The following is a 9871-nucleotide window of genomic DNA, read 5'->3' on the forward strand; positions in this document are numbered from 1 at the left end:
CACTGAGCCCCACGCCCGCAACCCCTCCGACACCCTGCCACCGTCCGAACTCGCCGACCTGATCTCCTCCATGTCCGTCATCGGCCTCCTGGAGCCGGTCCTGGCCGAGGAGATCGTCGTCGACGGCAAGGCGCCGACGATCCGCCTGGTCACCGGGGAGCGCCGCCTGCGCGCGATGCGCTGGGGCGCCGTCAACCGGCCGGAGAACCCGCACTTCCAGGCGCTGCCGGCCGTGGTCTGCCCCGGACCGTTGTCCGAGGAGGAGCGTCACATGTGGCGCTTCGTCGAGAACTTCGCCCGCGAGCCCCTCCGGCCCGGGGAGCAGGCCGCCGCGTTGCTGTACCAGCGGTGCGCCATCCTCGTCGGCAAGCTCCTCAAGGCCGGCAAGCCCGTGCCGCAAGAGGTCTACGCGATCCCCGACCCGGCCGAACGCTTCCTTGCCCTGGAGAAGATCCGCGGCACCGACAGTTCCTGCGCCGCCCCCTGGAGCGAGGTGCTGGACCGCCTGGGGCTGCAGCTCAACGAGCGCAAGGCCAGTGAACTCGTACGGGCCTTCCGCGCGCTGCCGCGTGACCTCACCGAGGAGATGGACGAAGCCGCGATCCGCCTGAACACGAGGATCAGATTCGCCGAGCTCCGCAACGGCCGGGCACAGGCTGCCGAGGGCATCTGGGCAGCCTTGAAGTCCTCCAAGCGGCTCCACCTGCTCCCGACCGCCGTGAACGTCGGCCTGGAGGAGCCCGAGCTCGGACCAGAAGAGATCATCACCGAAGCCGAGGAACGGCAGGACGCGGCGAACGCCGACCGCCGGGCGAAGCTCACCCGGGTCCCCACCCGCGCTGAGGACCAGGAGGAGACCGACGAAGGCGATGACGCTGCTGTTCCGGCGGCCCTCGGCGCGGATGAAGGGGCAGAGATCGCTGAGCTGGGCCATCCGATGCAGCCGACGGCGCCAGCGGAAGCCGCCGCAGAAGCGATGCCGGCCGACACCGCCCCGAGTCGTCCGGCGGTGGAGTCGAACACGATCCGTACCGCCCTGGACGGCATCCGCGGGCTGCTGGCCGAGGTCCGGGCCGGTAAGGAGATCGCGCGGTACGACCGCGGCTCCCTGCGCCTTGCCCTGCGCGAGCTCCACGACCACCTCGAAGGCGCCACCGCCGACGGCGCGACGGACCACGATGCAACCACCGAAGGAAGCGAAGCAGCATGACCAGTGTCTCCCTGCCCATCCCGACCGTCGGCGTGCCCCTTCCGGGCCGAGGCTGCGACTGCAACAGCTGCGCCTTCTACGCCGGGCCCGACGGCCGGGGCGGCCCGGCGACCGTCGAGCCCCTGTGCACCGGCCAGAACTCCGACTGCCGGTTCTGCGGGTGCTCGGCGGCCGAGGCGGACGCTCCGGCGAACGCGTGCGTGACCCGCAAGTGCCCGATCCGGTGCGGGAGCCGGACCGACATAGCCGGGTGGATGGCGGACGTCGGCGGCACCCTGACCTTCGACGACATCACCGTCGACAGCACGCTGCCCGACGGCCTGCCTGCCTTCATCCCCATGACCGACGGCTCCGCGGTCACCAAGCTCGACGCCAGCCTGAACTGGCCTGCCTACGGAGTCGGTCTGCGGCGCGTGTTCTCGCCCGACACCCACACGCTCTACAAGCGGTTCACCGAGCAGACCGCCCGCCAGGCCCTCGCCCTCGGGGACCACCAGAAGGCCGTGCTGGTCGGCTACGGCGAGGACCCGCTCGTCGAGGCCTTCTGGACCCGCCGCGGCCGCGACAGGCTCGTCGAGCGGATCGCGGAGCAGGAGTGGGACCTGGTCCTCTCGTGCAACTACAGCATCTACGGGGACTGGCCGCGCACCGAGCACCTGCTCAACATGCGCCGATCGCTGCTTCTCGCGCAGGAGTTCGCCGAGGCCGGCGTGAACGTCGTGCCGAACGTGTACTGGTTCCGGCTCGAGGACCTCCAGCGCTACCTCTCCTGGATCGAGGACACCCAGCCGGCCGGCATCGCCATCAACGTGCAGACCGTCCGCGACAACGCCGACTGGGACAGCTGGGAGCGGCCCGGCCTGCACTTCCTGGCCGAGAACCTCCCCGACGACATGCCGGTCATCCTCACCGGCCTGTCCCGGGCCAACCGCATCGCCGAGATGGCCCAGATCTTCGGCCCCAGGCTGACCCTGATCTCCCAGAACCCCCACCAATACGCCCTGCACGGCGCGGTCATGACCGCCAACGGGCGCGAAGACGTCCACGCCCGGACCGAGGACGCCTTCGCCGCGACCGTCCAGTACATGGCCTCGCTCCTGCCCAGCCGCTGAAACTTCTCCGCCCGCACTGTCACACCGGCGGCTCCTCCCACACCTGTAGCAGGTGAAAGCACCTTCGGGAGGAGCCTCCGTGACGACTGAACCCAACCCCACCGATGCCGAGACGGCGGAGCCGTCACCGGCCGCTCCGGCCTGGCGACTGTGGATCCTGCTCGTCTGGCACCCCGGACTCGGCCTCCCCGTCGACCCCGTCGCCGTGCTCGGCCTCGAGGAGGGCCGGCAGCCGGCCGAGCGGGTCGTGCGCTGGGTCCCCCTTGTCTACGAGCAGGCCGATCCCTGGCGCGAGCGCCTGGGCGAGACCACCACCAACAAGGACATCGAGCGCTGGATCGCGCAGTCCGGGGGCGCGTGCTCGCTCGAGCCCGCCGACGTTCCGGAGGGTGCGCTCGACCTCACGCACGCCGCCGACCTCGTTCTGGACGGACTGCTCGCCGAGGTCATCCCTGCGCTCCCGCCGAGGGGTGACGGCTGATGGGCACCGGCAGCAAGTCCTCGCACGCCTCCTACGCTGTCGGGCCGACCACGGCGTCCGAAGCGGACGACGTGGTGGCCGAGGCGCCCGCGGAGCCGATGTCCGACGAGGAGGTCCAGGCCAAGGCCGACCTCCTGGTGGCGATGAACCTCATGGAGGAGATCGCCGACCCGCCGTTCGCCGTCGACCCCGAAGACGAGGTCCCGACGGATCCCGTCGAGCGGTACGACCTCTTCGTCGGCCAGGTCGAGCAGGCTCAGGAGGCCATCGAGAAGCTGAAGGAGGCGGGCGCCTCCGACGAGGAGATCGAGGCCCACACCAAGGCACTGAAGGCGCAGACGCTGGCCTATCTGAACTCGCTCGACGAGGACGACCTGCGCGAGATCGCCGAGGCCAAGGGCTTCGAGCACCCCGCGCTGGTGGGCCTGTCCGGCAAGGGCCAGCACCCCCTGGTCCACTGGCTCGACCCGGCGTACCCGGGCGACATTCCGTCCAAGGCCAAGATCCAGGCCGCCGCGCTCAGCCGGTACAACGAGCTGCTCGCCGGCAAGACGGTCGGCGGAATGACGCTCGCCGACCTGCACGAGATCGAGGGCACCGAGCCGCCCGTCAGCGGCGGCGTATGGAAGGCCACGCCGGACGAGGTCGCCTCCTCCGCCCAGGCAGTGACCGCGTCGATCGACGCCTGGAATGAGGCGAAGAAGACCTACGGGCCTCAAGCTCAGGAACAGAGGGCCGAGGCCCTGCACACGATGCTCGCGGCCGAGCAGAAGCTGGCGTCGGCCGACTGTCCCGAGCTCGGCGAGGACCTGACCAAGGCCAAGGCCGAGGCCAAGTCTGCGGTCGACGAGGCTCTCAACCACACGTACGTGCACGCGAAGGACGTCCAGCCTCTGGTACAGCAGGCTCTCGCTTCGGGGCAGCTGAGCGAGACCGAGGCGATGCACCTCGGTGGTCACCAGCTCGTGGCACTGATGCGGCCGAGCACACCCGAGAGCGAAGTGCAGTCGCTGAAGGCCCTTGCGGCCAAGCGGCAGGAGCAGCTGGCGAACCTCGACGCCGGCTACGCCGCCCACGTCGCGATGGCTCCCGGTGGCGACCAGCCGCTGAACCTGCCGCCGGCGGGCGACCCTGGCGCGCCGCAGGCGATCGCCGCGTGGGCGAAGAACGCCGGCGACGTCCGGGACATGCAGACGGACGTGAACGCCTGGTACCCCTACACCCAGCAAGGCGGTGCCAGCGATACCCCGTACGCAGAGCACCCGGCTCTCGGACCTGGGAAGTACCTTCACCCCGGCGATCTGACCAGCGACTTCAAGTCGTGGGCCGCGAAGCAGAAGCTCTCCGACCTGCGCACCGTCGCGGGCGAGCTGGGCATGGACAACAACGCCAAGGCTACTCGTGCCCAGGTCCAGAACTACATAGCCGCGAGCTTCAACAAGAAGTACGACCAGCAGGCCATCAAGGACAAGGTCAACGCGGACGTCGCGAAGAAGGAGGCGGCCAAGGCCGCCAAGGCGGCAGCCGCCGCGGCCCCTTCGACGAAGCCCGATGACGGGTTGGCGTCGGACGAGGCGGTCCAGGCTCTGGCGAGCAAACTGCCGGCGAAGGGCACCGGCTCGGCGGCGAAGCCGGCCGCGCCTGCGGCGAAGCCGGTGAAGGCACCGAAGCCGGGCTCGTTCAACGCCAACGTCCAGGCCATGATGGCTGCCGTCCAGCACGCCAAGGCGACCAACCAGGACCTGCCGGCCCGCGTCGATGCCAAGGAGGTCGCCAGCTGGACCTTCGGCGCCGGCACGACGGCGTCCCACCTCGGAGGGATACACGCCAAGACCATCCATGCCGCCCCGGACGGATCGCCGTGGATGTTCAAGGCCGATCACAACCATGGCGGCGCACTGGGCCACACCGAGGCCGCCGCATCCCAGATCCTGGCCTTGAGCGGCGTCCCGTCGGTGCCGGTCTACCACCACAAGACCAAGGACGGCACAGCCGGCTCTGTCCAGCCGCTGCTGCAGGGCGCCAAGCCGTTCACCTCCAGCCCGAGCCAGTGGACACAGACCCAGGTGGACACCATCGTGCGGTCGCACGTGGGTTCGTGGCTCATCAGCGATCACGACGGCTACCAGGACAACTGGCTACAGACGCCATCTGGAGGACTGGTGCAAATTGATCACGGCCAGTCGTACAAGTTCTTCGGTGCGGACAAGCTCTCGGTCAATTACGACCCCAACGGGGTCACTCCCATCCACCAGAAGCTCTATCAGGCGGCGCTCTCGGGCGGCCTTGCCAATGGCGTCAAGATCAATCCAGCCGCCGCACACCCGGTGATCAAGAAGTTCGAGTCCATGCCGGACGCACAGCTGCGCTCCGTCCTGCACTCCACCGCGTACGAGGGCGCCAAATCCGGTGTGGCCTGGGTCCCGCAGATGCGTAGTCGAGCGGCCAAAGCCCTGAAGATCCCGCAATCCCAGGTCACGCATGACCAGATCGCCACGGCGTTCCTGGACCACGCCGTAGAGAGGAAGAACAACTTGCGCGAGAACTTCTCCGACTTCTTCGTCCAGCAGCTGGGTCTGCCCTCCGGCGCCTCCCTCAAGCACGGCGGTGGTAGCTGATGGGAACCGGATCGAAGTCGAGCCACCAGAGTTACGCGGTCAGCCCCACCGCGCTCGCCGAGGCCCCTGCCGCCCCGCTGGACATCGCCGGCGCGTCGGCGGCAGGTGAGGGGGCCGACCTGGCGGGCGTGGCCGCGGGGGCTTCGGGGGAGGCGGCGTTCGAGGTGCCCGAGCTGCCTGAGCCTGTTGCCGAGCCGGCTCCCCCTGCGGAACCGCCTGTCGACGAGGACCTGCTGGCGGAGCTCGATGGGCTCCTGGGCACCGATTCCGAGCCCGAGCCTGTTGCGGCCGCCGCGCCGTCTGAGGAAGAGGCCCAGGAGGCGTCCGCCGAGGGGGAGCTGCAGAGCAGCGGTGAGGGGTCGTCGACGGAGGAAGACGTGCTGCTCCAGGCCGAGGACATCGAGGAGGTCGAGGAGGAAGAGGAGGAGACGGACCCCCCGCTGACCCCGGTGCCGGCGGCGCCTCCGGTGGGCGAGCCCACCGGGACGCCGATTCTGGTGGGTGGGGACGACTTCATCAACTCCGAAGCAACCCTGGTCGCCTACGACTCGCCGGACGGGCCGCGGGAGGTGCTGCTTACGCACATATCCGAGGAGGCCGAGGAGAAGCTCCTCGACGCGCTGAGCATCCCCGGCACGCACATGGAGGAGATCCAGGTCGAGGAAGAGGTCAAGGAGCGCCTCGACCTCGACAAGGAGAAGAAGCTGGCCGAGCTGACCAAGACCGCAATCACCTCCGTGCAGCACAAGCTCAAGGGCGGCCTGCCGATGTCGGACGCGTCGATCGCCAAGCACCAGGCGGCCGTCGACGCGGTCTCCGCCGTCCTCAACGACCCGTCGATCAGCGACGACGAGAAAGCCATGGCCCAGCACTACATGGACCAGCTGGACGTTGTGAAGGAAAAGATCGACAACGGCGGGTCGGTCATGCCGTGGATGGACGCCTACGAGATCACCGCGACCAAGATGGTCACCAAGCAGATACCGGTGCCCGACGGGGATCCGGAGCCCGGCACGCTCGCCGCGACGGTCCGCAAGGCCAGCAGGATCCAGGCGAACCTCGACCCGGCCACCGGGCAGACGTCCTGGGACGGTGTCAGCCGCTCTTCCGCCAAAGGCACGGAGTACGAGATCGACATGGGCGACGGCTGGAAGGCCGTCTACCGCCCGTACAAGGACAACGACCCGGCGAACACAGAGTTCTCGCTGAGGGGACAGCTTGAAGTCCACGCCCCTGCGGGCGCCGGCCACGGCAAGGACCTCGTGGATCGGCTGGAACAGCTGCACCTGATGAACAAGCCCATGACCGCGGCCGAGGGCGAGTGGACGTACCTGGCGAACAACATCCAGGCCCAGGGGCTGGAGGGCTCCGCCGGCATGAAGGCCGCCATGGAGACGGCCCAGGGACTCCAGGATCTCCAGGTCCAGGAGATCGTGCACCAGCGCATGGAGTCCCTCATGGGGCTCGACAGCGACGCGCTGCAGACGGCCATGAAGAGAATCCACCTGGAGGCATCCCACAAGGTGCTGCCCATGAAGGTCGAGGTCGTCCGAGACGCCGTCGCGAAGGCCTCCGGGTTCTCCAGCGGCGCCGAACTCGCGGCCAGCCCGGGCTACGAGCCGACGCCCTCGACCGGAGGGAAGTGGCTGACCTGGTCCCGCTTCGATGTGACCGGCAAGAAGGCGGAGATCCAGAGTGCATTCAAGGGCCGGTCACTGAGCCACAACCTCAACGGCGGCGATCTCGCCAGTCTCCTCGGCGTCGGGGTCCTGGCCTCCACGGAGAAGCGGGCCGTGATGGGCATCGGCGGGGGACTGGGCTTGAGCGAGCAGGCCGACAAGATGACCGGCGGCGCCAACAGCGTGTTCCTGCGGGTCAAGAAGACGCCCAGCTCCCCCGGTGGGGGTCGGCTGATCTGGGACGACCCGAGCGTACTCATGCAGCGCAGCGACTACTACGCCTACAACGGCGACCATTACGGCGCCATCAACCCCGCGCACCACAACTACAACGCGGGGGCCATCACACGGGACCCGATGAAGATCGCCAAGTTCACCGGCAGCAGCAACGAAATCATGTTCCGGAACGGGATCGACCTGCTGGGGGCCGAGGCTCCCAGCAGGATCGTGTGCCACACCGCCGCGGAGCGCAGCAGCATCCTTGCCTCCCTCACCGCGCGGGGCATCACCCAGCTCGGCGGGAAACCCGTCGAGGATGTCCTGTGCACGGAATCCGACTACTAGGGCTGACCAGGAGCGATTCGATGACAGCAACACAGCAGCAGTGGCGCCAGCGGTTCGCAGACCTCGTCGCAGGCAACCACAGTGCGACCGGGGACCCGGTGGATGCCGGCGCGCGACTGGTCGTGTCGGGCCCTGACGGGACGGAGGTCTTCCGCGCCGCTCTCGCCCGCCACCACCGCTTCGAGGACGACGACGAACAGGTCATATGGATCAGGCCCCTGGTCGGTGGCCAGGACGCCGAGGGCGGCGGCTACCTGTTCAACCTCAACCTGACTCGGCGGCGATCTCTTTCGGTAGCCAGTGCCGACCTCGTGGACGACGGCGTGGAGATGGACCTGACCACGGGGCAGAAGGCACGGATCGAGCCGGCCGACGGCCCCGAACTCGAGCAGCTGAACCGCTGGGACGACTTCACCAACCGCCTCACCCCAGAGGAGGACGCCGCACTGGAGCGGCTGGACGCGGACTCCTGGCACGGACGCTATGCCTGAGCAGCGCCGTCGCCGGTGCCGAAGGACGGCCGCGGGACGTGTTGGCATGATGTCCCCGCGGCCCGACCGCCGCGAGACGACCACTGGCCGGCCCGGAGATGGGGACGGCCGGCCGGACGCCCTGGCGGAAGAGCAGGACCCCACTCGAGAGGAGGAAGCACATGGCAGATCGAGCACATCCGGTAACCGAACAGCGGCACGCTGATCTGCGCAGCCCGCTGCCGGAGCACGAGCGCGACCTCCCCGTCGACGTGAGCTGGCTGCGCCGGCGCGCCAAGCTGTTCGCGACGGTGTCCGAGCGCAACTTTCACCTCGTCACCGATCTTGCGGCATACGCCTCGATCAGCGGCATGCCCTACCTCTCGCACTATGCCGCCCAGGTGTACCTGGGCCCGAAGACCGCACGGCTGAAGGTGCCGTTGATGGCCATCAACCTCGGGCTGGTGACCACTCGCGAGGAAGCCGATCGCGCCCTGGCACACGAGACCATGCACCTGGTCGTCCCCTCGTACGGTCACAAGGCGGCCGCCTTCGCCCGGGCCCAACTCCTGCTTGACCAGGTCGGTCAGCTCACCACCGCGCCGGCATAGGCCGACCGCCGTCCGCGGCACACAGGCCGGCCGTGCCGCTGCCCCCACTCGTACGTCTTCCCTGGGAGCAGCGGCTGGCCGGCCGTCATCATGTTGCGTATTCCTATTTCAATAGGTACTGTGATTGACGTCGGGCGGGAGATTCCGCCGGCCGGAGCCGCTGTCCGCGGCCTTCGATTCCAGCCCCGGTGTCCATGAGGCGCGCAAGCGTGCCGATCAGGGACCGACCCTTCTTCTCGGAGATCCGATGCCGAGCACCACGAGGACGCCTTCCAACCCCATTGAGGCCGCAGCCATCCAGGCCGCGGTGAAGCGCGCACAAACCGGACAGGCCAGCCGGATCGGTCCGGACCCGGCCCTCCACAGCCACGACACCGAGCTGCGCTGGGTGGAGGCGGTACTGCGCCACCGTCTCTCGCTCAACTCCCTTGGCCGCCCGGTCAGCATCCGCACCAAGGACGACGACACCCATCCGCTCGTCGCGGACGGCCAGCACTTCCCCGCGGTGGCGCTGTCCATCCCCTTCGCGGACAGAACACTGAACTTCCTCGCGACCTACGACGATCGCCGCCGCCTCACCTTCGACCTCATCGGCCCGTGCGACCGGTGCGGCAAGCCGGTGCCCGTCGAAGAGATCAACTCCCTCGAAGATCTGGGCGATCACTTCCTCCAGACCCGCGACGGCCTCGGGGGATCCCCCCGCCTCCGTACCTCCCCCGCACACGCCGACGGCTGCCTCGCCCGCGGCAACTGATCGCACTCCCCTCCCTGACGGGCGCCCCCGGCTGATTCAGCCGGGGGCGCCCTGCATGAAGCGACACCTCACCACGCCGGCTTCCGCTCGGCCGGGTCGCCGCAACCCCGGGGAGACAGTGCGACGTCCGCGTCGTCGACGTCGCCGAGCGTCGCTGAGTTGCAGGGCCTCCTGGAGCCCGAGACCAAGCGCACCTCGCCACGGCCCACCGGCTTGATCGCCAGTCACGGTGACGACGCCCAGTTCGGCGGCCACCACCAGCGCAGCGCGCCCCGCCACCGCCATCGCCAGGACTGGCCGTGTTCACGAGAGCCGACTGCGGCGTGATCGCGCTCGGATCCACGCACGCATGCGCCCGCACACGGGATGCCC

8 protein-coding genes are annotated in these 9871 nt (G+C 69.0%); all 8 read left to right on the plus strand.

Annotated features, from left to right (window positions below):
- Positions 1–1210, plus strand: a 1210-nt coding sequence (locus GUY61_RS29130) for a ParB N-terminal domain-containing protein (RefSeq protein WP_166633244.1), incomplete at its 5' end; no start/stop codon positions are given.
- Positions 1207–2322 carry a DUF4417 domain-containing protein gene (locus GUY61_RS29135; protein WP_024126644.1) on the plus strand — a complete coding sequence of 372 codons (1116 nt, stop codon included), beginning with the start codon at positions 1207–1209 and terminating at the stop codon, positions 2320–2322. The genes GUY61_RS29130 and GUY61_RS29135, both read left to right, overlap by 4 nt.
- Positions 2323–2401: 79 nt before the next feature.
- The gene (locus GUY61_RS29140; protein ID WP_243766836.1) at positions 2402–2803 is read left to right on the plus strand and encodes a hypothetical protein; all 402 of its coding nucleotides are present in this window, start codon (positions 2402–2404) and stop codon (positions 2801–2803) included.
- Positions 2803–5421 carry a hypothetical protein gene (locus GUY61_RS29145; protein WP_166633246.1) on the plus strand — a complete coding sequence of 873 codons (2619 nt, stop codon included), beginning with the start codon at positions 2803–2805 and terminating at the stop codon, positions 5419–5421. The genes GUY61_RS29140 and GUY61_RS29145 overlap by 1 nt, the downstream gene beginning before the upstream one ends.
- Positions 5421–7664, plus strand: a complete 2244-nt coding sequence (locus GUY61_RS29150; RefSeq protein WP_166633247.1) for a hypothetical protein — start codon at positions 5421–5423, stop codon at positions 7662–7664. Before GUY61_RS29145 ends, GUY61_RS29150 begins: the two co-directional genes overlap by 1 nt.
- Positions 7665–7684: 20 nt before the next feature.
- Entirely contained in the window at positions 7685–8155 is a 471-nt protein-coding gene (locus GUY61_RS29155) for a hypothetical protein (RefSeq protein ID WP_166633248.1), read from the plus strand.
- A gap of 161 nt (positions 8156–8316) precedes the next feature.
- On the plus strand, positions 8317–8745 hold the full coding sequence (locus GUY61_RS29160) for a hypothetical protein (RefSeq protein WP_024126649.1): 429 nt from the start codon (positions 8317–8319) through the stop codon (positions 8743–8745).
- Between the two features lie 247 nt (positions 8746–8992).
- Positions 8993–9499 (plus strand): hypothetical protein, encoded by a 507-nt coding sequence (locus GUY61_RS29165; protein ID WP_166633249.1) that lies wholly within the window; start codon positions 8993–8995, stop codon positions 9497–9499.
- The last annotated feature ends 372 nt before the right edge of the window (positions 9500–9871 follow it).

The sequence above is a fragment of the Streptomyces sp. GC420 genome (assembly GCF_009916105.1).
Taxonomy (GTDB): Bacteria; Actinomycetota; Actinomycetes; order Streptomycetales; family Streptomycetaceae; genus Streptomyces.